At 43.1% G+C, this 22,791-nt stretch carries 23 protein-coding genes; 18 read left to right on the top strand and 5 right to left on the bottom strand.

What is annotated here, in order from left to right:
• Position 1: 1 nt before the first annotated feature.
• From VFDL14_RS12080 to VFDL14_RS12070, 3 genes are read right to left on the bottom strand one after another with little or no spacing between them, the layout of a single operon-like run.
• The gene (locus tag VFDL14_RS12080; protein ID WP_032551149.1) at positions 2-1,033 is read right to left on the bottom strand and encodes a glycosyltransferase family 4 protein; all 1,032 of its coding nucleotides are present in this window, start codon (positions 1,031-1,033) and stop codon (positions 2-4) included.
• 25 nt (positions 1,034-1,058) lie between these two features.
• Entirely contained in the window at positions 1,059-1,862 is an 804-nt protein-coding gene (locus tag VFDL14_RS12075; protein WP_032551150.1) for a glycosyltransferase family 2 protein, read from the bottom strand.
• 4 nt (positions 1,863-1,866) lie between these two features.
• On the bottom strand, positions 1,867-2,910 hold the full coding sequence (locus tag VFDL14_RS12070) for a glycosyltransferase family 9 protein (protein WP_032551151.1): 1,044 nt from the start codon (positions 2,908-2,910) through the stop codon (positions 1,867-1,869).
• A 102-nt stretch (positions 2,911-3,012) separates the two neighbouring features.
• On the opposite strand from VFDL14_RS12070, the gene VFDL14_RS12065 reads away from it, so the two are divergent.
• The 5 genes from VFDL14_RS12065 (at position 3,013) to rfbA (ending at position 8,010) form a co-directional block, all read left to right on the top strand.
• On the top strand, positions 3,013-3,399 hold the full coding sequence (locus tag VFDL14_RS12065; RefSeq protein WP_032551152.1) for a diacylglycerol kinase: 387 nt from the start codon (positions 3,013-3,015) through the stop codon (positions 3,397-3,399).
• 8 nt (positions 3,400-3,407) lie between these two features.
• Positions 3,408-4,124 (top strand): 3-deoxy-D-manno-octulosonic acid kinase, encoded by a 717-nt coding sequence (locus VFDL14_RS12060; protein ID WP_032551154.1) that lies wholly within the window; start codon positions 3,408-3,410, stop codon positions 4,122-4,124.
• Between the two features lie 30 nt (positions 4,125-4,154).
• Positions 4,155-5,990, top strand: coding sequence for a DUF3413 domain-containing protein (locus VFDL14_RS12055; RefSeq protein WP_032551155.1), 1,836 nt, complete (start codon positions 4,155-4,157; stop codon positions 5,988-5,990).
• Positions 5,991-6,076: 86 nt separating this feature from the next.
• Entirely contained in the window at positions 6,077-7,141 is a 1,065-nt protein-coding gene (gene rfbB / locus VFDL14_RS12050; protein ID WP_032551156.1) for a dTDP-glucose 4,6-dehydratase, read from the top strand.
• Positions 7,141-8,010: a glucose-1-phosphate thymidylyltransferase RfbA gene (rfbA, locus tag VFDL14_RS12045; protein WP_032551157.1), complete on the top strand. Its 870-nt coding sequence runs from the start codon at positions 7,141-7,143 to the stop codon at positions 8,008-8,010. The genes rfbB and rfbA overlap by 1 nt, the downstream gene beginning before the upstream one ends.
• Position 8,011: 1 nt before the next feature.
• Here the strand turns inward: rfbA and rffC are convergent, their stop codons facing one another.
• Positions 8,012-8,716: a dTDP-4-amino-4,6-dideoxy-D-galactose acyltransferase gene (gene rffC / locus VFDL14_RS23985; protein WP_084181859.1), complete on the bottom strand. Its 705-nt coding sequence runs from the start codon at positions 8,714-8,716 to the stop codon at positions 8,012-8,014.
• A gap of 111 nt (positions 8,717-8,827) precedes the next feature.
• Here rffC and rffA point away from each other — a divergent pair, with 111 nt between their 5' ends.
• The 11 genes from rffA to VFDL14_RS11990 are packed head-to-tail and all read left to right on the top strand — an operon-like array spanning position 8,828 to position 20,024.
• The gene (gene rffA, locus VFDL14_RS12040; RefSeq protein WP_032551158.1) at positions 8,828-9,970 is read left to right on the top strand and encodes a dTDP-4-amino-4,6-dideoxygalactose transaminase; all 1,143 of its coding nucleotides are present in this window, start codon (positions 8,828-8,830) and stop codon (positions 9,968-9,970) included.
• 2 nt (positions 9,971-9,972) lie between these two features.
• Positions 9,973-11,106 carry a hypothetical protein gene (locus VFDL14_RS12035; RefSeq protein ID WP_032551159.1) on the top strand — a complete coding sequence of 378 codons (1,134 nt, stop codon included), beginning with the start codon at positions 9,973-9,975 and terminating at the stop codon, positions 11,104-11,106.
• A gap of 60 nt (positions 11,107-11,166) precedes the next feature.
• A complete protein-coding gene (locus VFDL14_RS12030) occupies positions 11,167-12,357 on the top strand; it encodes a UDP-N-acetylglucosamine 4,6-dehydratase (RefSeq protein ID WP_032551160.1) in 1,191 nt (396 codons plus the stop codon).
• An 8-nt stretch (positions 12,358-12,365) separates the two neighbouring features.
• On the top strand, positions 12,366-13,523 hold the full coding sequence (locus VFDL14_RS12025; protein ID WP_032551161.1) for a LegC family aminotransferase: 1,158 nt from the start codon (positions 12,366-12,368) through the stop codon (positions 13,521-13,523).
• Positions 13,523-14,689 (top strand): UDP-N-acetylglucosamine 2-epimerase, encoded by a 1,167-nt coding sequence (gene neuC, locus VFDL14_RS12020; RefSeq protein ID WP_032551162.1) that lies wholly within the window; start codon positions 13,523-13,525, stop codon positions 14,687-14,689. The genes VFDL14_RS12025 and neuC overlap by 1 nt, the downstream gene beginning before the upstream one ends.
• Before the next feature lie 51 nt (positions 14,690-14,740).
• Positions 14,741-15,814, top strand: a complete 1,074-nt coding sequence (neuB, locus tag VFDL14_RS12015; protein WP_032551163.1) for an N-acetylneuraminate synthase — start codon at positions 14,741-14,743, stop codon at positions 15,812-15,814.
• Complete coding sequence (locus VFDL14_RS12010) at positions 15,807-16,460, top strand: acetyltransferase (protein WP_032551164.1); 654 nt, start codon at positions 15,807-15,809, stop codon at positions 16,458-16,460. The genes neuB and VFDL14_RS12010 overlap by 8 nt, the downstream gene beginning before the upstream one ends.
• Positions 16,461-16,507: 47 nt before the next feature.
• Positions 16,508-17,569: a nucleotidyltransferase family protein gene (locus VFDL14_RS12005; RefSeq protein WP_032551165.1), complete on the top strand. Its 1,062-nt coding sequence runs from the start codon at positions 16,508-16,510 to the stop codon at positions 17,567-17,569.
• A 3-nt stretch (positions 17,570-17,572) separates the two neighbouring features.
• Entirely contained in the window at positions 17,573-18,553 is a 981-nt protein-coding gene (locus VFDL14_RS12000) for a Gfo/Idh/MocA family protein (protein ID WP_032551166.1), read from the top strand.
• Positions 18,554-18,561: 8 nt separating this feature from the next.
• Positions 18,562-19,251 carry a cytidylyltransferase domain-containing protein gene (locus tag VFDL14_RS11995; protein WP_032551167.1) on the top strand — a complete coding sequence of 230 codons (690 nt, stop codon included), beginning with the start codon at positions 18,562-18,564 and terminating at the stop codon, positions 19,249-19,251.
• Positions 19,251-20,024 carry an oxidoreductase gene (locus VFDL14_RS11990; protein WP_032551168.1) on the top strand — a complete coding sequence of 258 codons (774 nt, stop codon included), beginning with the start codon at positions 19,251-19,253 and terminating at the stop codon, positions 20,022-20,024. Before VFDL14_RS11995 ends, VFDL14_RS11990 begins: the two co-directional genes overlap by 1 nt.
• 30 nt (positions 20,025-20,054) lie before the next feature.
• Here VFDL14_RS11990 and VFDL14_RS25095 read toward each other — a convergent pair whose 3' ends face one another.
• Complete coding sequence (locus VFDL14_RS25095; protein WP_327196339.1) at positions 20,055-20,771, bottom strand: CatB-related O-acetyltransferase; 717 nt, start codon at positions 20,769-20,771, stop codon at positions 20,055-20,057.
• Between the two features lie 357 nt (positions 20,772-21,128).
• Here VFDL14_RS25095 and VFDL14_RS11980 point away from each other — a divergent pair, with 357 nt between their 5' ends.
• Entirely contained in the window at positions 21,129-21,359 is a 231-nt protein-coding gene (locus VFDL14_RS11980; RefSeq protein WP_032551169.1) for an acyl carrier protein, read from the top strand.
• Between the two features lie 6 nt (positions 21,360-21,365).
• Entirely contained in the window at positions 21,366-22,787 is a 1,422-nt protein-coding gene (locus tag VFDL14_RS11975) for an AMP-binding protein (protein WP_032551171.1), read from the top strand.
• Positions 22,788-22,791 lie beyond the last annotated feature (4 nt).

A 22,791-nucleotide genomic window follows, 5' to 3' on the forward strand; every position in this document is an offset into this window, starting at 1 on the left:
ATTATTTCTCAAACTGTTGGTAGAGTGACTGATAAGCTTGAGCCGTGGTTTCGATCTCAAATTTATTTAGATGCTGAGCCGCACCGTCGATGAGTCTATCTCGCAGCTCTTTCGAATTGTAGAGAGATTGAATGTGTGCGCTTAATTCCTTGGCATCTGCGATTTCAAACAGTAACCCAGATTTATCGTGCGTAATAACATCAGGGATCCCTCCCGCTTTTGAACCCACGACTGGTAATCCTGCTGCCATTGCTTCCAAAATAACAGAGCCCATCCCTTCGGTATGAGATGTGTGGATTAGTAAGTCTGCAGCTTCAAACCAGTTACCTATTTCTGCTTGATTCCCCATGAAATGAACATTTGGTGTATTCGCAGCAAGGTCTTTAAGTGCATCGAACTCTGGGCCATCGCCAAGTAGAGCGAACTCTATATCTTTGTTGATGTCATTCAGCATGATTGCAGCTTCAATCGCAATATCGAAGCCTTTATGCTTATACATTTTGGCCGCTTTTATAACGAGAAACTTGCCTTCAAATTGCTCACGTATTTTTTTGACCTTAGTCGGATCTGATGTGTATCGGGCTGGAGAGTCCGGTATGAAGACTGCGTGAGCTTTGGGATGCCTTTGCTTGACCACCTCTACCACTTTGTTGCTGACGCCTGTAATGGCAGATGCTGAATTATAAGCTTTCAGAGATAGCGCTTTATTTTTCAAAGGATTATCAATACGGCGAGTAATAATGTAAGGAGTATTGAAAAGCAACTTTTGGATGTAAGCCCAGTAGATAGCCCGACCTTCATGCACATGCATCACAGCACAATCTTTGGTGATTTTTGAGCTGTGACCTAGTAGAAAATGTTTCGCAGCAAACACGCGACAATTGAGCTTCTCAACTTCATTAAAAAAAGGGCTTTTAGGGTTTGCAACCACTGTCAGGGTGTAGCCGAGCTTAATTTGCTCTTTAATCAACACTAATGTCTGTCGTTCTCCCCCACTAAACCCAGTGGCAAGATTAACATGGCAAATATTCATTGTAGGTTCTCGTTTATTTGGCATCTTATTTTTGGGCATCACGCATGTCATGCTTTTTTGTCGATGTTCTGATCCATAGATCTGAATATTTCACGATAGTGTAGTGTGTTGAGAGCATCGATAATAATAGGCCTTGTTTCCCATCTAGGAAGCCCGCTTTAAGAATGTACATTTTAATAAAACAAGCCAAAGAGTGAGTAAGAATACTCGAAAAGCTGCCTTTCTTACCTTGTTTTGCTCTGTCCGCACTCCAAGCTAGAGCATATGAATTGGATTTTTTGAGGTAATGCTCAAGGTCGTTGTAAGTGAAATGAATCGCGTCACCTGTAAGATCTTTAACTACCATCGATTTATCAACTAACACTTTCTCATGAACCTGCGCAGTGTCGTACTGAGTTAGTTTTGTAGGGTATAAACGTACAACTCGATCAGGGTACCAACCACAATGACGTATATAGCGACCAAACACCCAGCTTAGGCGACAAATGCTGTAGAGAGTGTTCGGCTCATTCTTTTCAACGGCTTGTTGAATGCTTACCTTTAGCTCATCGGTAACACGCTCATCTGCATCTAGCCAAAGCACAAAATCTGACTCAACATACTCTTGAGCGATGCGTCGTTGCGGACCGAAACCAGGCCAATCCTTATTGACATGGAACTTTTCTGTGTACGTACGAGCAACTTGCTCAGTTTCATCTGTGCTACCGGAGTCGAGCACGACAATTTCATCAACCCAATCGGCAACCGTGTTTAAACAAGCCTCAAGATTTTTTGCTTCATTTTTAACGATCAAAGCAACGGCTAATGTTGGTTTTGCTGATCTTGGCATGATGTTATTTACCTTGTGTAATTTGTTCGAAAGATTGCACCACAGATGCTACGGAAATATCAGCCATAACATGGTCGCCTTTAACCCGAGTACTCCACGGTAACTCCGATATAGGCTTTTTATGTTGCAGTTCAGCGTGTTTTTCATAAACACTGATAACAGAAGGTAGGTCGTTATAAGGACCTGTTCTTAGCGGGTTGCTGTGACCATATAAGCCGATAACTGGGGTTCCCTGAGTTGTCGCTATATGCGCTGGGCCAGAGTCTGGAGCCACAACAACCGCAGCTTCTTTGAGGATCGCTGTCAGTTGTTTTAAAGAGGTTTTTCCAACTAAGTTTAAAACGGGGTGAGCCGTCTTTTCCATGATCGCATTTGCAAGAGCTACTTCCCGTTCAGCTGGTGAGCCGCAGATTGCCACCTGATAACCTTGGGATATTGCATAATCGGCAAGTTCGGCGTAGCGCTCAGGTAACCAGTTACGCTCATCTTTACTTGCCGCTGGGCTAATCACAATCGTAGGTTTTTGGTTCAATACCTCTTTGGCAAACAGAGTCTCTTCGGCACCAATAGGTAAGTTCCATTCGGGGATAGAGCGAGGTACACCTAAATATTCAACGAAAGAGTAGAAACTGTCGAGTACGTGCTGCGATTGAACATCCTCGATTTTTTTATTGGTAAAAAGCCACTGAGCCTCTTTAGCGCGCTTGAAGTTAAAGCCGACTTTATAATTGGCCTTGATGCCCAAAGTGAGCAAGCTCGCTCTCAAAGCTAACTGCATATGAACTAAAGCATCGAACTTGCGGTCAGATAACTTTTTCCAAATGTCTTTCATGCCAGCAAAGCCAGCTTTCTTATCAAAGACGATAAGCTCTACACCTTCTAGTCCTTCCAATAGTTGGGCTTCGACCTTGCCAATGATCCAAGTGACCTTGGTTGTAGGCCATTGTTTTTGCAGGGTTTGTATTGCTGCGACCGCGTGACAAATGTCACCGATGGCAGACAAACGCAAAAAACAAACAGATTCAGGTGCTTGAGTAAAAAGGGGCATAAAAATCGCTCGCAAATTTAATTGCCTAAGATTATGCAGAGAGTGCCGATAAATGTAAAATAGTGCTCGTTTTACACCAATCAAATAGCAGATGACTCACACATGACGATAGAAAACCAAGGAAAACCAGGAAATACCGGTCTGAAACGGATCATCAAAGCAACAGGATACTCAATTCAGGGTTTAAAAGCCGCATTCAAGCATGAAGCTGCTATTCGACAAGAGCTGGTTTTACTGTGCGCCGCGATCATTGCGTTAATTTGGTTAGATGTCAGCCCTATAGAAACAGTTCTCATGTTGGGCGTCGTGGTTTTGGTGTTAATTGTCGAGTTGGTGAACTCTGCTATTGAGGCGGTCGTTGATCGAGTTGGTGTCGAGCACCATGAACTTAGTGGCAGAGCCAAAGATATAGGCTCCGCAGCAGTACTTGTAGCTCTATTATTTGCGGGTTTTACTTGGGCTTTTATTCTGATCAGTCACTATTGGTAATCTAAATCATGATCAAAAAAATCCACGCAAGCAATTCTGTCATATGGTTTGACGATCAGCTGTTGGATCATCCTCCTGAGTCAGTGTTTGATATCGAATACTGGCAAGGTCAAGAGAGCGTGATAGGCAGCGCAACAGGCCGAGGTACAACTTGGTTTGTCGATACTGGGAAATTACCAGCAGCCCTGCGACACTATCGCCGTGGCGGTCTATTTGGCAAGTTGGTTCAAGATAGTTATTGGTTTAGTGGTTGGGACAAGACACGCTGCTATATGGAAATGCAGCTGCTTAATGACTTGATCGAAGCTGGTGTAAATGTTCCGAAACCTATCGCCGCGAGAGCGACTAAAGCAGGATTCTCATATCGAGCGGACTTGTTGAGTGAGAAGATTGCTGGTGCCACAGACCTTGTCGATATCCTGACAAAAACCTCAGCCTCGGCAGACCTGTATCGTGAGATTGGACACCAAATAGCGAAGATGCACAGCGTGGGTGTTAATCATACCGATTTAAATATTCATAATATTCTCATCGATAAGCATGATCGAATTTGGATTATCGATTTTGATAAGTGTGGTTATGGTAAAGGGAGCTCTTGGAAGCAATCTAACCTCGATCGCCTGAAGCGCTCTTTCTTTAAAGAGCTGAATAAACGTCAAATACATTGGCAAGAAGAGGAGTTCGAAGCTCTGCTTGCTGGATACAATGATTACTCTGCGAAATAATCGCTTATACAATTAGTTAGGATAGTAAATATGTCTTTGAAACAGAGGCTACACGCGCACGGATGGTTTATTCTGGTGAATGCACTCGTTGCCATGTTGATCGCGTGCCGTTATTTCTCATTTTTGCCTGAGTTTCCTCCAGAACCATTAGCCGTCGTTTTTATTATTGTCTCTGTTTTTGGGCAGATGACGCTGATTGCGGCGTTAATCGGTCTAGTGGCGCTACCTAGCTTATTCCTACCCAAAACCCCAAGAAACTTATTACAAGCAATCATCGCATCAATTGGTGTGGCAACACTGTTCATCGATACGATTGTTTTTGCACAGTACCGTTTTCACATTAATGCCGTTGTTCTTGAACTGGTACTCTCAGGACAAATTGTCAGCTTCCCACTGATCACTTGGGTGATGGTGATAGGTGGTATTGCTTTACTGCTTGGACTTCAGTGGGGGTTAATTCGTTGGTTAGAAAACGATGCACCAGTACGTTCGTACAAACTAGGTCGTAAGTTTGCTTTTATTACTTTTCTAACGCTATTAGCAACTCATGGTATTCATATTTGGGCCGCTGCGCATGCGTATCAACCTGTGACCATGGTGAAGCGTTACTTACCTCTGTTCTATCCAGCTACATCAAACAGCATGATGAAAAAGTATGGTTGGATCGATGAAGAAGCGATTGCTCGCCAAAAGTCATTAACGTTAAACCGCAAGAGCGACCTTAACTATCCGCTATCTCCTTTGAAAGCAGAGAGTGTCGAAAAGCCGGTCAACATTATGTTGCTTGTTGTCGACTCTTGGAGATATGACACATTTAATGCTGACAATACGCCAGTCATGTGGGAATACGCTCAAGACGGTTTAATCTTCGAAAACCATATGGCTACAGGTAACGCGACTCGTACCGGTATTTTTGGTCTGTTTTACGGTATTCCTGGTACATATTGGCATGGCTTTTTAGCTAATCAACAAAGCCCTGTTTTCATCGATCGTCTACAGGAACTGGATTACGATTTAGGTATCTTTACTGCTGCACAGCTAAGAAAACCTGAGTTTAACCAAACAGTATTTACCAACGTTGAAAACCTTCGTATTGGCTCCAAAGGTAACCGTCCTTCAGAGCTTGATGCTGATCTGACGAAAGATTGGTTAGACTGGTATGAAAAGCGAGATCAGTCGAAACCGGCATTTTCATTCCTGTTCTATGACGCACCACATGGTTATGACTTCCCTAAAGGCTTCGAACCGCGTTATGAACCAATGCTACAAGTGGTCAACTACTTGAAGCTGAATAATGAGACCGACCCACAGCCATTCTTTAATCGCTATAAGACGAGTGTGCGCTACGTTGATACCGTGGCAGCACAAGTGTTGAACAAACTAAAAGAAACGGGTGACCTTGAGAATACAGTCGTAATTATTACGGGCGATCACGGCCAAGAAATGAATGACAATAAGTTGAATTTCTGGGGGCACAATAGCAACTTTACCGATGCTCAAGTGAAGGTGCCTTTTGCGATATTTGGCCCAGGCATTAATAAACTAGACACTAAGTGGTCTTCACAAAGCCTGACTAGTCACCAAGATGTTGTGCCAACAGTCATGAAGCATTACCTCGGTGTGACTAATGACGTTAAAGAGTACTCAGTAGGAGAAGACCTTCTGGGTGAGCACGTTGAAAGAGATTGGATCATCTCTTCGAATTATAGCGGGTATGCTGTGATTTCCGATGACAACATCTTAGAAGTGGGCGCTGGTGGCCAATATCAATTTATGGACAAAACAAATCGTCAAGTTAAAGGGGGGCAGCCAAACTTTGCTCACCTTCAAGGTGCTTTAGAGCAGATAAGTCGCTTTAGTAAGTGATGACGAATATTAATTGGTTTTGAAACTATAATTTCTAATAAATTAAACCCACCGCCAGTTGTCCACTGGCGGGATAAGGAAAATGAATGAAGTTACTTGTAACAGGTGGTGCCGGCTTTATTGGTTCTGCTGTAATTAGACATATTATCGAGAACACATCTGACTCCGTTGTTAACGTTGATAAGTTGACCTATGCTGGCAACCTTGAGTCACTGACCTCTGTAACCAACGATGATCGTTATGCATTCGAACAAGTGGACATTTGCAACCGAGCTGAGCTTGAGCGTGTATTCGCAGAGCACAAACCAGATGCAGTAATGCATCTAGCGGCAGAGTCCCATGTCGATCGCTCTATTGATGGTCCAGCGGCATTTATTGAGACAAATATAGTTGGTACTTATACGATACTCGAGGTGACGAGAGCCTATTGGTCTCAGCTACCTGATACCGAGAAGCAAGCATTTCGATTCCATCATATTTCAACAGATGAAGTCTATGGTGATTTAGAAGGGACTGACGACTTGTTTACTGAAACAACGTCTTATGAGCCTTCTAGCCCGTACTCAGCCTCTAAAGCTTCAAGCGACCACCTCGTACGTGCATGGCTGAGAACTTACGGTTTGCCAACAATTGTAACTAACTGTTCGAATAACTATGGTCCGTATCATTTTCCTGAGAAGTTAATACCACTCATGATCCTCAATGCAATCGATGGCAAGCCGCTACCTGTGTATGGCGATGGCATGCAGATTCGTGACTGGTTATATGTAGAGGATCACGCTCGAGCTCTTTATAAGGTGGTCACCGAAGGTGAAATTGGTGAAACCTACAATATTGGTGGGCATAACGAGAAAGCTAATATTGAAGTAGTGAAAACGATTTGCTCATTGCTAGAAGAGTTTGTACCGAAAAAACCGGAAGGCGTTCAGCAATATCAAGATTTGATTACTTATGTAACTGATCGTCCAGGACATGATGTTCGTTACGCAATTGACGCATCTAAGATTGAGCGTGAGTTGGGTTGGACGCCAGAAGAGAGCTTTGAGACGGGTATTCGCAAAACCGTTGAGTGGTACTTGAATAACAAGCAATGGTGGAGCCGCGTACTGGACGGCTCATATAGTCTGGAGCGACTAGGGCAGGGCAATTAATGAAAGGCATTATTTTGGCGGGCGGTTCAGGAACGCGTTTGTATCCGTTAACGCGGGGGGTGTCTAAACAGCTGTTACCAGTTTACGATAAACCTATGATTTATTATCCATTATCGGTTCTTATGCTAGCGGGCATTCGAGAGATTCTGATAATTACAACACCAGAAGATCAAGATGGTTTTAAACGTTTGTTGGGTGATGGCTCTGATTTTGGTATTTCTTTAGAATTCGCTGTTCAGCCCTCTCCCGATGGATTGGCACAAGCCTTCATTATTGGAGAAGATTTTATAGGCAATGAATCAGTTTGTTTGGTTCTTGGTGACAACATTTTTTATGGCCAAGGCTTTACTCCAATTTTGCAGAAAGCTGCAAGTCGTAATGTTGGAGCGACGGTATTTGGGTATCAGGTAAAAGATCCTGAACGTTTTGGTGTTGTAGAGTTCGATGAATCGATGCAAGCAATATCTATAGAAGAAAAACCCCAAGAGCCCAAATCGAATTATGCGGTGACTGGTTTGTATTTCTACGACAACAATGTTGTTGAACTCGCAAAACAAGTTCAACCTTCTGAACGTGGTGAGTTAGAGATATCAACATTGAATCAGATGTACTTGGAGCAAGGGAATTTAAACGTTCAGCTACTAGGTCGTGGATTTGCGTGGCTAGATACTGGAACTCACGCAAGCTTGCATGAAGCATCCTCTTTTGTACAAACTATTGAAAATGTTCAAGGGCTAAAGGTTGCGTGTTTAGAAGAGATTGCTTGGAGAAATGGTTGGTTAAGTGATGCTGATCTAACTAAGCTAGCTGCACCTATGTTAAAGAATGACTACGGTGTATATCTAAATAGTCTTGTTGTAAGTGATTAAGCTATAGATTGCTTTTGTAGAACCAGAGGTTGGTTTCTGTCAATCGGAAGCCAAACCTTGTGTACAAGTTTAAAGCATGAATATTACTCATTTGGGTAGCGACACTTAAGGTTGTGCAGTTTCGTTGCTCTAGATAATGCTCAGCAATAGAGAGTAACTTTTTCCCTATTCCTCTTCCCTGATGTTCACTACTAACGCCGATTAAGCCAATTTGTGCGTAGTTTGAGTGCTCTTTTAGAGTCACGAAGCCGCATATTTTGTTGGCTTCGATAATAACCAAGCAACAATCATCAAAGGTGCTATATACCGCTTTGGTTAACCACTCTTTATAAAACCGGTCTCTATCTTGCGCTGTAAACCAAGGTTTCTTGAAACGACTGATTTGATACATGTCGTCAAGCATAGTTAACAGTTCTGGTAATTGCGCCTGTGTAGCTGTTTGGTAACTTACATTTGTATCACTTATGTTGATCTCTTTGGTTAACTGGACATCACCTTCACAGTAAATAAATCCATTCGCTTGAAGCGCCTCGATTTTTGTGTGTTCTAATGCTCCAACACGAGTTGTTATGAGATCAAATGTTTCTGATGGAGACTGCAGAGAGGTTTCAATATTCCATTGAACATCCCCGATTTTTGTATGAAAAAATTGAGAGTCCCATTCACGTATTGAAAAATTAAGAGTGCTAATTGTATTCGTTTTCATTGTGACTAGGTTTATTACCTACGAAGATAGATACTGTTATAATAACAAACTATTTGCCATTTTTTATACAGTTTGTGTTGGGCTATTCTGACATCAATGATGAGTACAACTATGATTCCTTTCAATAAGCCTCCGGTAACGGGCAAAGAGATTCAATTTATACAACAAGCAATTTCTGGTAGTAAACTATCCGGTGATGGTTATTTTGCGAAAAAGTGTGAGCAATGGTTTGTTGAAAAAACTGGTTGTGTGAAATCCCTTTTAACACCTTCATGTACTCATGCCCTTGAGCTTGCTGCACTGCTTATCGATGTTCAGCCTGGTGATGAGATTATCATGCCGAGTTATACATTCGTAAGCACGGCTAATGCATTTGCTTTGCGTGGTGCAAAAATTGTATTTGTCGATATTCGTCCGGATACAATGAACATTGATGAAAACCTTATTGAGCAAGCGGTTACACCGAAAACCAAAGCAATTGTACCTGTTCATTACGCGGGGGTTGCATGCGAAATGGATACAATAATGGCTATTGCGGATAAGTACTCACTTTACGTAATAGAAGATGCCGCACAAGGTGTAATGTCTAGTTACAAAGGAAGGGCACTAGGCTCGATTGGTCATTTAGCGGCGTATAGCTTCCATGAAACCAAAAACTACACCAGTGGTGGGGAAGGAGGTTTACTGCTAATTAACGACGAAAAACTGGTAAATAGAGCAGAGATTATTCGTGAAAAGGGCACCAATAGAAGCCAGTTTTTCCGAGGCATGGTTGATAAGTACACTTGGGTTGATATTGGCAGCAGTTTGCTTCCAAGTGAGATACAAGCAGCATATTTATGGGCTCAATTAAACGAAGCTAAAGGCATTAACGAACGACGATTAGAGTTATGGAATCGTTATTTATTGAATTTTAAATCACTTGAAGAGCAGGGCTTGATTGAGCTTCCCTTCATCCCAACTGAATGTGAACATAATGCACATATGTTTTACATCAAGCTAAGTGGGCTATCTGCAAGAGATGCTTTGATTAGTTCACTTCGTGAGAGAAGTATATCTTCTGCATTCCACTATGTTCCATTGCATACAGCACCTGCAGGTCTTCAATGGAGTCGATTTGACGGCCATGATCAGTTTACAACTCAGGAAAGTGAGAAGCTGCTGCGCTTACCTTTGTTCTACTCTTTGACCGATGAGGAACAAGCGCTTGTTTGTCAAGAAGTCATCAATGCCCTATCGGAGTTAAAGAATTAATCATGTTTAAAGACCAGAACGTATTTTTCATTACTAAAAGCGATCGCTTTTTTTATCTTTATGCCGACGCTCTGATCCATAAAGCAAGCACCTCTCCCGAGACTATTAAAGTTGTTGTCTTTGACTGCGTCGAAGGCATCAAAGCCGGAAGTATCGATAAAGTTCCGGGTGTTGAGTATCTTAACTATGACGAGAGCATGCTAAGTCAGCTCGAAGACGCTCGAACTATTACGTTTATGTCTTTGAACCAAGCTAATTCAACGATGGTAAGAAAAGTCATTGATTACTCAGAAAACTTACTCAGAAAAACCTATATTTTTCTGACAGATGATGAAATCGATCGTTGGCATAGCTGTATTGATAAGCATGGTAAAATGGTGCCATCGAAAAAACTAGCGATTGCACAAGATGATATTTACGTATCTCAGCGCATTATCAATTTTATTGGCCATGAAAAGACCTTTTATGAGCGCGTTACCAGTGCACTACAGAGAAAAGATATCGAGTTTGTTAACGCAGGCGTGATTTTTGACACACTGCCGACATCGATTACACAATCGTTGGAGAAGGCTATTGTCGATGGTAATCAATGGCTTACTAAAGAGAAGCGTGTGCTTATTGGGACAAAGCAAAAAAGTATCAGCTTTTCAGAGATAAAGGCCTTGTTGAGTGAATTTTGTAATCAAAAACAAGCTGAAAATTATAAGTTCACGATTTTGTGGCACAAGAAGAATAGGAAGCAACGGATCTTGCTGGACCTTTTTATTTCCTATCTACGTCACGTTAAACGACAAACCCTCGATATTTCATATGTCACCGCTATTTCTCCCGTAGCCTATACTTCTCTGATAATGTCGTGCTCTCATTTAATCTTGCAACGAAGAGGTGGTGCTAGTACTGCTCGACAATATATAAAGTGGGGACAAGGGACGCTGTGTACCGCTGCGGGTTCACCGAATGATTTTGGTTTTAAAGAAGCTCTAGGGCTGGATGTGATTAGTTACTCATCGACAAAAGAACTGGTGAGTTCAATCGTTGCAAACCGAAATGATGTAGAAAAAAATGCGCTGAATATGACCCAAGAAGAAGCGCGATCGATTACCGAGCTACAACAAATTTATGCCACGAGCATCTAATCTTTTACCTAAAGGTCGGTTAGTTTAAAATCAACTCATAACATACAAAAGTCACATAATATGAACGCAATTCTACCTCTTATCGGTCGCACCGATGCATTGTTTACTCAGGACATTGGTCAGCATGAAGCTGAGTTATCTCGCATTGTTTCTGATTCCCGTTTTCTTGTACTTGGTGGTGCAGGCTCTATTGGTCAAGCTGTGACTAAAGAGATTTTTAAACGTAACCCTAAAAAGCTGCATGTTGTAGATATCAGTGAGAACAACATGGTGGAAGTCGTGCGCGACATTCGTAGCTCATTTGGTTATATCGATGGTGACTTCCAAACCTTTGCTCTCGATATCGGCTCGATTGAGTATGATGCGTTCATTAAGGCGGATGGCCAGTACGATTATGTATTGAACTTGTCGGCACTTAAGCATGTTCGTAGTGAAAAAGACCCTTACACTCTAATGCGAATGATCGATGTGAATGTGTTTAATACTGATAAAACCATTCAACAATCTATCGATGGTGGCGTGAAAAAGTACTTCTGTGTATCGACAGATAAAGCAGCAAACCCGGTCAACATGATGGGAGCATCAAAGCGTATTATGGAAATGTTCCTGATGCGTAAGAGTGAAGAGATCGCTATTTCTACAGCGCGATTCGCAAACGTTGCATTTTCTGATGGCTCATTACTGCATGGTTTTAATCAGCGTTTATTGAAAAACCAACCAATTGTGGCGCCGAATGACATCAAACGCTATTTCGTTACACCCCAAGAGTCTGGTGAACTATGCCTAATGTCTTGTATTTTTGGTGAAAACCGCGACATTTTCTTCCCTAAGTTAAGCGAAGCTCTGCACCTCATCTCTTTTGCTGATATTGCGGTGAAATACCTGAAGCAACGCGGTTACGAACCTCATCTTTGTGACAGTGAAGACGAAGCACGTGAATTGGCTAAGACCTTGCCTGCTCAAGGTAAGTGGCCGTGCTTGTTTACTTCGAGTGATACCACGGGTGAAAAAGACTTTGAAGAGTTCTTTACCGACAAAGAGACACTCGATATGGAACGTTTTGCTAACTTGGGCATCATCAAGAACGACCCTCTTTATCAGCAAGAACTGCTATCACTTTTTGAAGATACAATCGGCCAGATGAAATCTGATCGTGCTTGGACAAAAGAGCAAATTGTAGAGCTGTTCTTTACCATGATCCCTGACTTTGGGCACAAAGAAACAGGCAAATACTTAGATAGTAAAATGTAGGAGCAACTATGAAACCTACATCGTTAGTAGAATTTGTACGCGACACATATCAAACCAATGAGTTCATCCCCCTTCATGCGCCTACCTTTGATGGTAATGAAAAGGCTTATGTAACAGAAACGATTGAAAGCACCTTTGTTTCCAGCGTTGGTAAATTTGTCGATGAGTTCGAACAAAAAATTGAAGCATACACTGGCAGTGCCAAAGCCGTGGCGGCCGTAAATGGCACGGCGGCCTTGCATGCGGCGCTTTACATGGCTGGTGTGGAGCGTGGTGACTTAGTAGTCACACAGGCTTTGACGTTTGTGGCAACTTGTAATGCGCTCTATCACATGGGTGCTGAGCCTATTTTCGTGGATGTATCGCCAGTAAGCTTGGGTTTGTGCCCAAAGGCGATGGACCAATATCTAGCACAGCATGCTGAGGTAACAGAAAAAGGTTGTATTCATAAACAAACGGGTAAGAGCATTCGTGCTGTCGTACCAATGCACACCTTTGGTCACCCCGTCGAGCTTGATGAGTTGATTGCTGTATGTTTGAAATGGCAGTTAGTCTTGGTAGAGGATGCTGCGGAAAGCTTAGGTTCTTTTTATAAAGGCCAACACACAGGCACATTTGGTGATTATGCTGCGATCAGTTTTAACGGTAACAAAGTGATTACGACTGGCGGCGGAGGAATGATCCTTTGTAAGACCCAAGAGCAGGGGGCTCGTACTAAGCACGTCACAACTACTGCTAAGGTTCCACACCCTTTCGAGTTTTATCACGATGAGCCTGGCTTTAACTATCGCATGCCGAATTTGAATGCGGCGTTGGGCTGCGCGCAAATGGAAGTATTGGATTCCTATTTAGTTCAAAAGCGCCAATTAGCTGAACAATACCAACACTTTTTCGCAGGTTCAGATTTTACTTTCGTGACAGAGCCAGAGTACGCGACGTCGAACTATTGGTTAAACGCGATTATCTGCCCAGATACCGCATCGCGAGATCACATGTTAGAGCAGACCAACTCTGCTGGTGTTATGACGCGTCCGATTTGGCAATTGATGCATCGTCTTCCTATGTTCGAGAATGCACTGCGTGGTGACTTGACTCAGTCTGAGTTTATTGAAGCTCACTTGATCAACATCCCAAGTACTCCTATTGATTTATCCAAGGGCGCTTAATGGAAAATAAGACGCAGAAAGTCGCTGTTTTTACAGGAACAAGGGCAGAGTACGGTCTGCTTTTTTGGCTTTTGAAAGATATTCAAAGTGATCCTGACTTAGAACTGCAGTTGCTGGTTTCAGGGATGCACCTTTCACCTGAATTTGGTGAAACGTATCAGCAAATCGAAAAAGATGGATTTAAGATTGATGAGAAAATAGAGATCCTTCTTTCGTCGGACTCAGCAGTAGGGACAGCGAAAAGCATGGGGCTTGGTGTGCTCGGGTTTTCAGATGCACTAGCGCGCATGCAACCTGATGTATTGGTTATTTTGGGTGACCGCTTTGAAGCTTTAGCGGCTGCTCAAACAGCGATGATCATGCGTATTCCTATTGTTCATTTACATGGTGGTGAGATCACAGAAGGTGCGTATGATGATGCGATTCGCCATGCGATTACCAAACTAAGTTATTTACATGGCACATCGACGGACGAATATCGTCAGCGGGTCATTCAATTAGGCGAAGCGCCGGAACGCGTTCAGAACGTCGGTGCAATTGGCCTTGATCACCTTAAACGAGCTGACTTCATGTCGGTCGATGAGTTAGCTGAGTCTCTTAACTTTTCGCTAACCAAGCCGTTTTTCTTAGTGACTTACCATCCGGTGACACTAGGAAATGAAGCGCCCGAAGCATCCTTTCAAGCTTTGCTCGATACCTTAGAGGCTTTTCCTGAGCATCAAGTTATTCTGACTTACCCTAATGCAGATGATGGTGGGCGTCGTATCATTCCGATGCTGGAAGCTTACGCAGCAAGCCAGCCAGAACGCGTATTGGCAATCCCTTCGTTAGGGCAAGTGCGTTACCTGAGCGCAGTGAAGCATGCAACGGCGGTGGTTGGTAACTCTTCTAGCGGTATTATTGAAGTGCCAGCGTTTGACGTTCCGACTGTCGATATCGGTGCTCGTCAGAAAGGGCGCTTGGCCGCTAAGAGCGTTTTGCATTGTGAAGCAAACCACGCTGATATTGAGCGGGCGATGCTCTCAGCAGTGGCTCGTGACTATAAAGAGCCAGCGGAAGCGATAGATAACCCTTACGGGCAGGGAAACACCAGCGGCAAGGTCATTGAAATGATCAAAACATTGGATTTTAATCCATGTAAGACATTCCACGATTTGCCGAACTAACAAAGCTGAAAATTTAGCTTTTAGTCACTTAGAAATTAAAGAGAGAGCGGTATGACTCTGATTATTGCCGAAGCAGGCGTGAACCATAATGGTGATGAAAAACTGGCATTTGAGCTGGTTGACGCAGCGCATCAAGCGGGGGCTGATATTGTAAAATTTCAGACGTTTAAAGCAAAAAACCTCGTCACTGAAGAAGCTAAGCAAGCAGACTATCAGGTCACAAACACACAAAAGCAAGAGTCGCAATTAGCCATGCTAAGTCGCTTGGAACTCTCCTATGATGCCCACCATGAATTGGTAAAACATTGTGAGAAACTCGGCATAGAGTTTTTATCAACGGCTTTTGATTCTGAGAGCTTGGATTTCTTAGTCAACGACCTTGGTTTAACCCGTTTGAAGCTACCCTCTGGTGAGCTAACCAATGCACCTCTTGTGCTAGAGCATGCTCGCACAGGGTGTGATTTGATCGTTTCTACCGGTATGGCGACACTGTCTGAGATAGAAACGGCGCTGGGGGTTATTGCATTCGGTTATACTGCGGATGACAGGGCGACACCTTCAGTGCAAGCATTCCAAGAGGCTTATGCCTCTGATGAAGGTCAGCAGGCTCTAAAGAGTAAAGTGACCATCTTACATTGCACTACAGAGTATCCAGCGCCGATGGAAGAGATTAATCTGAAAGCGATGGACACTTTAGGGCGTGCTTTTGATTTACCTGCTGGATACTCAGATCACAGTCAAGGTATCACTATTCCTATTGCTGCAGTTGCTCGTGGTGCCGTGTTGATTGAAAAACATTTCACGTTGGACAACAACATGGAAGGACCAGATCACAAAGCTTCCCTTGAGCCTCAAGATCTAACGGCAATGGTGAGTGCTATTCGTCAAGTCGAGAAAGCACTAGGTAGTCGTGTAAAAACACCAACGGTATCAGAGGTGAAAAACAAAGCGGTGGCGAGAAAAAGTCTGGTCGCAGCTCGTGATATTAACGAAGGTGAAGTATTTTCACCCGAAAACATGACTATCAAAAGACCGGGCGACGGTATGTCACCTTATCGCTATTGGGACATGCTCGAACGCACTGCTTCAAAGGCTTATAGAGCTGGAGAGCTGATTCTTGAGTAACGCTGTTTCTAAGTTACCAATTGTATTAATTGGTGGGGGCGGTCATGCTAGTGTGCTTGCCGATATATTACTTCGCCAAGGGCGTGAGATAGCAGCGGTGATTTGTCCTGATGACATTTCTCAGCGTCGAGTCTTCTCTGGAATCAAGCAGTTTCATAAAGACAGTGACATAGAGCAGTTTTCTCCTCAGAGTGTGAGTTTAGTGTTAGGTATTGGCGCTATGCCAAAATCTAATTTGCGGGAAAAAATCGCAAAATACTTCGTCGAATTAGGGTATCGCTTTGAAAGTGTGATTGCTGAAACAGCATTTGTCTCTGAGTATGCGACGTTAGAAAATGGTGCTCAAATTATGGAAGGGGCAGTTATACAGCCTGGTGTATCCATAGGGCTGCACAGCATCGTCAATACTAGCGCGCTTGTAGAGCACGATTGTCAGATTGGTGCTCATAATCACATAGCTCCGAAAGCAACCCTGTGTGGCCAAGTCAAAACTGAATATGGCTGTTATGTAGGGGCGAATGCAACCGTGATACAAGGTGTTACATTAGGCACACTTTCTATTGTCGGAGCGGGCGCTATTTTAACGAAACCCCTACCACCACAAAGCATATGTTATCCTTTTAGAAGCATAATCGAACCATATTAGCTTGCTGTAAGTTACCAAACATTCAAGAAATTAAAATTAGGTGTGCCATGAGTCATTGTTGGAATAACGTGCTAATTAAACCTGATAACACCATTCGAGACGCATTAGAAATCATAAATAATGAAGCGTTGCGAGTCGTGTTGGTTGTAAATGAAGAACAAGTATTGCTTGGTGTCGTGACCGACGGTGATATTCGACGAGGTTTGCTAAACAATCTACCTTTGACTGAATCGGTATCAAAGGTGATGAACACCAGTCCAACAACTGCGCTTGAAGGTTCTTCTCGAGAAGAGCTGATTGATCTGATGGAAAAACTCGATATTTTGTCGGTTCCGTTACTTGATGCAAGCGGCAAGGTCATTGGGCTTGAGACGCTTCATGGAGCACTGCATCAACCGAAACACCAGAACCCTGTATTTATTATGGCTGGTGGGTTTGGCACTCGACTTAAGCCGCTTACCGATACATGCCCTAAACCTATGCTGCATATCGGCAATAAGCCAATCCTAGAAACCGTCATCCGCAGTTTTATCAAAGCAGGCTTTGTTAATTTCTACATTTCTACTCACTATATGCCAGAGCAAATTCAAGCGCATTTTGGTGATGGAAGTGAAATGGGCGTGAACGTTACCTATGTTCATGAAGAGCAGCCTTTAGGTACTGGCGGTGCATTGGGGTTACTACCTAAGGATTTACCGAAAGATTTGCCATTGATCATGATGAATGGTGATGTTCTGACTAAGGTCGACTTCCAACGCCTTCTTGATTTTCACGTTGATAATGGCGCTGACGCGACAATGTGCGTGAGAGAATATGACTATCAGATCCCATATGGCGTGATTAATGGAGAGGGCAACAAAATCACCAGTATGGTAGAGAAGCCGGTTCAGCGCTTTTTTGTTAACGCGGGTATTTATGTTGTGTCACCTGACGTCATTGCTTCTGTACCTAAAAATCATCGAGTGGATATGCCGACGCTGCTTGAAGAGCATATGAATGAACGTGATAACGTTTTAATGTTCCCAATTCATGAGTATTGGTTGGATATCGGTCGTATGGACGACTTTAATCGCGCGCAAGCAGATATTCATACACTAGGGCTGGACTAAGTTTTGAAAACCGTTGCTGTTATCGGATTGGGTAATATTGCTACCCGACATAGAAGAAATTTAAAGCAATTATTCCCACAGTGCAGACTACTGGCTATGTCGGCGAGTGGGAGAGTTCCAGCAGATCCTGTATCTGATTGTGACGAAGTCGTCTCTGGTGTTGACGAGATCATTCGCTCAGGCGCGGAACTTGTTATTGTTGCATCTCCTGCCCCTTTCCACGCTGAGCATACAATCCCGTTCTTGCAGGCTGGTATTCCAACATTGATTGAAAAACCAGTGACGACACGTGTTGAAGATGTACAGCACTTACAGACTGTTGTTGATAAAACGCAAACGCCTGTTGCTGTCGGTTATTGCTTACGTTACTTGCCTTCAAGCCAGAAAGTAAAAGCACTATTAGACAAAGGGGCAATTGGAGAACTCTATAATGCGTATATTGAAATAGGACAGTACCTACCTGATTGGCGCCCGAGTAAAGATTATCGAAGCAGTGTATCTGCTAATGCTGAACTAGGCGGGGGTGCACTATTAGAGCTCAGCCACGAGTTAGATTATGTACAGTGGCTTCTTGGTGATTTAACCATACGACACGCTCACCTGCGCTCTTCAGATGAACTGGGCTTAGAGGTGGAAGATTTGGTTGATGTTGTCACAACTACCCAGAGTGGTACTTTGGTCAATATTCATTTGGATTTTTTACAGCGCCAAGCATATCGACGTTGTCGCTTTGTAGGCAGTAAAGGTACGGTTGAATGGGACCTGATTAAAAATGAGGTTAAGCAGACGAGCCATACTGGTGAAAGTACTGTTTATAGTGACCCAGCTTGGGACAAAAACAAAATGTACCTCAATATGTTGCGAGACTTCATCAATATGACCAAAGACAATAAGCATAGTTGTATCGACCTTCAACAGGCTGGTAAAACGGTCGAGTTAATCGAAACAATTAAGCAGCATGCTAAAACTCAAACCCAAGGTTAGGCGACCCAATGAAAAACTATGCATTTATTTTTGTTCGCGGGGGCTCAAAAGGCTTACCAGGCAAGAACATTAAACCACTTGCTGGTAAACCCCTATTGCAATATTCGATTGAAACAGCGAAAGCCTGTGCATCGATTAGCGATGTTTTTGTTTCAACTGATGATAGCGACATTGCCAAAGTCGCAGTGGGTTGTGGTGCAAAATTGATCGAACGCCCACAAGAGCTAGCAACAGACACAAGCCCTGAGTGGCTTTCATGGCGTCATGCTGTTGAGTGGGTACAATCCAACTATGGCGACTTTGCTCACTTTATTAGTCTGCCAGCTACGAGCCCTTTACGCAGCGTTGAAGACGTGGAATCGTCAATCCTACAACTTCAGAAAGATTCCGCTGATATTTGTATTTCCGTGACTCCCGCAAGTCGCAGCCCATTTTTTAACATGGTAAAGAAAGATGAGCGCGGCTTGGTTGAATTAGTGAATAAGCCAAGCGGTGAAGTGGCGAGACGACAAGATGCACCAGAAGTGTTTGATATTACGACCGTTGTTTATGCGACAACCCCTCGCTTTGTCTTAGATAATTACGGACTGTTCAGTGGCAAAGTGACGAGCATCGAGGTTCCGAAGGAAAGAGCCGTAGATATCGATGATATTTATGATTTTAAACTAGCAGAAGCTATTGTTATGGGTGAAGAGTGATGAATGAACTTCTAAAGAGTAAGACGATATTAATTGCTGGAGCTGGGGGCTTATTGGGATCTCGTTTAGTTCCTGCTGTGCTTGCTCAGGGAGCAAAAGTTATTGCTGCCGATATCAATGTTGATGCAACGAAAGAACGTTTAGAGAGTATGGGGGTTGCACTGGACAACGAATCGCTCTCGTTAGTTGAGCTGGATGTGACTAATGAGCACTCAGTGAAGGCTTTTTTCGAGGGCTGTAATACACCGTTAGACGGTGCTGTAAACACGACTTATCCAAGAAACAAAACTTACGGTAAGCACTTCTTTGATGTGAGCTTTAACAGTTTCAATGACAATCTGTCTCTGCATTTAGGGAGTGCGTTCTTGTTTGTTCAGCAAGCTGCCGCTTATTTCAAGCGCACTGAGCATCCTTTATCATTAGTGAATATCTCCTCGATATATGGTGTTGTCGCTCCGAAGTTTGATATTTATGACAACACTCCGATGACGATGCCAGTTGAGTATGCCGCGATTAAATCAGCGATTCAGCATTTGAGTAAGTACGCTGCCGCTTACGTCAATGACAGCCGTTTCCGTATAAACTGTGTTAGTCCTGGTGGGATCTTTGATCATCAACCAGACGCATTTTTAGAGGCCTACAAAAACAACACCCATGGTGCTGGTATGCTAGATGTAGAAGAGGTGGTTGGTTCGGTGCTCTTCTTGCTCTCTGAGCAGTCTCGCTATGTAACAGGGCAGAATATCGTCGTGGATGATGGGTTTAGTCTTTGATTTAAAGAAAAAAGGGCCTATGGCCCTTTTTTATTGTTTGGATGTTTTTAGCTGCTCTAAAAACTGCTCAGGTGTATTCATATATGGAATATGGCTCTTGATTTTAGCGTCATCCCAACTCCACCATTGAGTATCTAGCAATCCTTTAATAATCTCCTCAGAGAAGCGATATTTGATCACTTTGGCAGGTACTCCACCCACAATAGCGTAAGCTGGTACATCTTTGCTCACAACGGCTCCTGCGGCGATTACGGCACCATCTCCTATTACCACTCCAGGTAGCAGGATCACATTCGCACCTATCCAAACGTCATTGCCAATAACGATTTTTTGGGTATTCGCTATGTGTGAGATAGACTTATCTTCAGATACAAAACCGGGTTTTTTGCTGTATGTGAAGGTATTTGTCGATACCATGCTTAAGGGGTGGTTTCCAGCTACAGTAACGTTGTCTGCTGAAATATTACAGAACGCCCCAATAGACTCAATTAAGCGTGTTTGGCTCCAAAATTGCTCATAGCCTGTAGAATATTTACCTACAGTAAAACCAAAGAGTTTTTCTGAGATATAACGATACCCTTCTTTAAATTTCCCATGCTGGTCTCGACACAGCTTTCTTCTCATATAGCTGAGTTTGATAGCATGGTAAGGATTGAGCGTTTTCTTTCCGATTCGACGTTTGGCAAGTAGGTGCCCATATTTATCTAAAGTAGCTCGTTCGTGTTGTGAAAGGTTGTAATCTGTCATAACGGCCTTGTCTGCTAGAGTGTCGTTGGAGTTTGCTTTGTCTCAATGATAACGTACTGAATGCTATCGAGTCTCGCTTATATGTTTGGCTAATGATAAAATGTGAGCACTTTCAACTTCAATTTAAAGCAATATTGGTTACAGATGGCTTAGTGTTGATAGTGCCGATCTCTCGTGCTATTTCTCACTAACTAATCGCCCACAAGTGATAGCGATGTGGGTTCCGCTATACACCGAGTTTGCTGCTTTCAGTGCAACGATCGTATTATTGTTTCCAATAAAGTCCTATATATCGCCATACGCCCAACCTAGTGTTAAAATCACACTTTAATTACATCCTATATCGAGATTTCTAAAATGAATACAAAAGAGTCAGTAAAAGAACTAATTGCTAAGGTCCTAAACGTATCAGTTAGCGTTGTTGATGATGAATTAGCGGTTGGCGATATTCCTGAATGGGACTCTCTTGCTCACATGCGCATCATTGCTGCATTAGAGTCAGATCTAGGCGTAGTGTTAGACATTGAGCAGACGTTAGAGATCGAAGATGTAGAAGACATTGTCGACGCTGTTTTAAACAACGAGTAACGTTTTATGTCGGTAGTCGAAACAATACTAGCTCACGCAGCATCTCGTCCTCAGCATGTAGCTCTTTACGAGAAAGACGCAGCTGTTACTTACATGCAACTCGCTGAGACTATCAAGTGCACGGCTTCTAAATTAATGAAGGAAGTCGAACCCGGAGATGCTGTAGTTGTGACGGCATCTAACAGTTACGCTTTTGTAGCTGTGTATTTTGCGATCCATTATATTGGTGCAAAAGTGGTTAACTTGGCTGCCGACGCAGACGAAGGTTACAAGCAATTTATCGATAAAAAGGTTAATCCGAGTCTATCGATTGAAGACTGTCAAACCTACATAGCGGATATTCATCCTTCAGAGTCCGACAAAGAAGTTACCAGCCATATTTCTAGTGGTATCGCCGACCTCATGTTTACGAGTGGGACAACTGGCGAGCCTAAAGGTGTCGCTTTGAGTCATGAGCAGTTGTTGAGAGCTACTCAGCATATTGTCGGTGAGGTAGGCAACACACCAGAAGATGTTGAGCTTCTATTAATGCCTCTTAGCCACTCTTTTGGTATGGGACGCATGCGAACCACTCTTTTTGTTGGTGGTACGTTGGTATTAGGTTATCCGCTACAGCGTTTGAAAAGTGTTTTTAAGGCTATTGAGAGTCATAAGGTAACAGGACTCGGACTGGTCCCATCAGCTTGGGCATTTATTACTACAATGTCTAAAGACCGCATCAGTAAATATGCTCATCAGCTAAAATATATAGAGTTTGGAAGTGCGCGTTTGTCTCCTGAGGATAAAGCACTGTTAATACAATGGTTCCCATCGACTCATATTGTTATGCATTATGGTTTGACCGAAGTTTCTCGTGCGGTATTCACTCATTTCCATACTGACAATTTGGAAGCTGTAGGCCACGCTTCGCGAGGCGCTGAGTTTGCTATTCTTAATGAAGATGGACTGCATCTACCTGAAGGTGAGGTCGGTGAAATAGCATTTAAAGCGCCATGGATGCTAACAGAGTACTACCAGAATCAAGACTTGACGTCTGTAGCGTTTTCGAACGGCTACTTCCGAACGGGTGATTTGGGCAAATATGAAGGCGACTATTTGTTCTTAACTGGACGACTCAAAGAGATCATCAATGTCGGGGGCAAGAAGGTAAGCCCTTACCAAATTGAAGAAGTGCTGAATTCTGATGATGGTGTAATAGAGTCCGCCTGTGTTCCATGCGCAGACGCAAATATGGGGGAAGTCGTTCAAGCGTTTATCGTTGTTGAGCCTGCCATGATTGATGATATTCATACATTAGAATCTCGACTAAGGGAAACGGTTGCACAACGACTCCCTGTTCATATGCGTCCTGAAAAGTACAAAGTCATTGATACGTTACCAAAAACATCCACAGGTAAAATTCAACGTCTACATCTGACTAAAATGTAAGAGA

Source organism: Vibrio fortis, assembly GCF_000695685.1.
GTDB classification, from domain to species: Bacteria; Pseudomonadota; Gammaproteobacteria; order Enterobacterales; family Vibrionaceae; genus Vibrio; species Vibrio fortis_A.

Coding starts and splice junctions, on each gene's coding strand:
- VFDL14_RS12080 (WP_032551149.1), bottom strand. CDS start 1,033: ATGAATATTTGCCATGTTAATCTTGCCACTGGGTTTAGTGGGGGAGAA.
- VFDL14_RS12075 (WP_032551150.1), bottom strand. CDS start 1,862: ATGCCAAGATCAGCAAAACCAACATTAGCCGTTGCTTTGATCGTTAAA.
- VFDL14_RS12070 (WP_032551151.1), bottom strand. CDS start 2,910: ATGCCCCTTTTTACTCAAGCACCTGAATCTGTTTGTTTTTTGCGTTTG.
- VFDL14_RS12065 (WP_032551152.1), top strand. CDS start 3,013: ATGACGATAGAAAACCAAGGAAAACCAGGAAATACCGGTCTGAAACGG.
- VFDL14_RS12060 (WP_032551154.1), top strand. CDS start 3,408: ATGATCAAAAAAATCCACGCAAGCAATTCTGTCATATGGTTTGACGAT.
- VFDL14_RS12055 (WP_032551155.1), top strand. CDS start 4,155: ATGTCTTTGAAACAGAGGCTACACGCGCACGGATGGTTTATTCTGGTG.
- rfbB (WP_032551156.1), top strand. CDS start 6,077: ATGAAGTTACTTGTAACAGGTGGTGCCGGCTTTATTGGTTCTGCTGTA.
- rfbA (WP_032551157.1), top strand. CDS start 7,141: ATGAAAGGCATTATTTTGGCGGGCGGTTCAGGAACGCGTTTGTATCCG.
- rffC (WP_084181859.1), bottom strand. CDS start 8,716: ATGAAAACGAATACAATTAGCACTCTTAATTTTTCAATACGTGAATGG.
- rffA (WP_032551158.1), top strand. CDS start 8,828: ATGATTCCTTTCAATAAGCCTCCGGTAACGGGCAAAGAGATTCAATTT.
- VFDL14_RS12035 (WP_032551159.1), top strand. CDS start 9,973: ATGTTTAAAGACCAGAACGTATTTTTCATTACTAAAAGCGATCGCTTT.
- VFDL14_RS12030 (WP_032551160.1), top strand. CDS start 11,167: ATGAACGCAATTCTACCTCTTATCGGTCGCACCGATGCATTGTTTACT.
- VFDL14_RS12025 (WP_032551161.1), top strand. CDS start 12,366: ATGAAACCTACATCGTTAGTAGAATTTGTACGCGACACATATCAAACC.
- neuC (WP_032551162.1), top strand. CDS start 13,523: ATGGAAAATAAGACGCAGAAAGTCGCTGTTTTTACAGGAACAAGGGCA.
- neuB (WP_032551163.1), top strand. CDS start 14,741: ATGACTCTGATTATTGCCGAAGCAGGCGTGAACCATAATGGTGATGAA.
- VFDL14_RS12005 (WP_032551165.1), top strand. CDS start 16,508: ATGAGTCATTGTTGGAATAACGTGCTAATTAAACCTGATAACACCATT.
- VFDL14_RS11995 (WP_032551167.1), top strand. CDS start 18,562: ATGAAAAACTATGCATTTATTTTTGTTCGCGGGGGCTCAAAAGGCTTA.
- VFDL14_RS11990 (WP_032551168.1), top strand. CDS start 19,251: ATGAATGAACTTCTAAAGAGTAAGACGATATTAATTGCTGGAGCTGGG.
- VFDL14_RS25095 (WP_327196339.1), bottom strand. CDS start 20,771: ATGACAGATTACAACCTTTCACAACACGAACGAGCTACTTTAGATAAA.
- VFDL14_RS11980 (WP_032551169.1), top strand. CDS start 21,129: ATGAATACAAAAGAGTCAGTAAAAGAACTAATTGCTAAGGTCCTAAAC.
- VFDL14_RS11975 (WP_032551171.1), top strand. CDS start 21,366: ATGTCGGTAGTCGAAACAATACTAGCTCACGCAGCATCTCGTCCTCAG.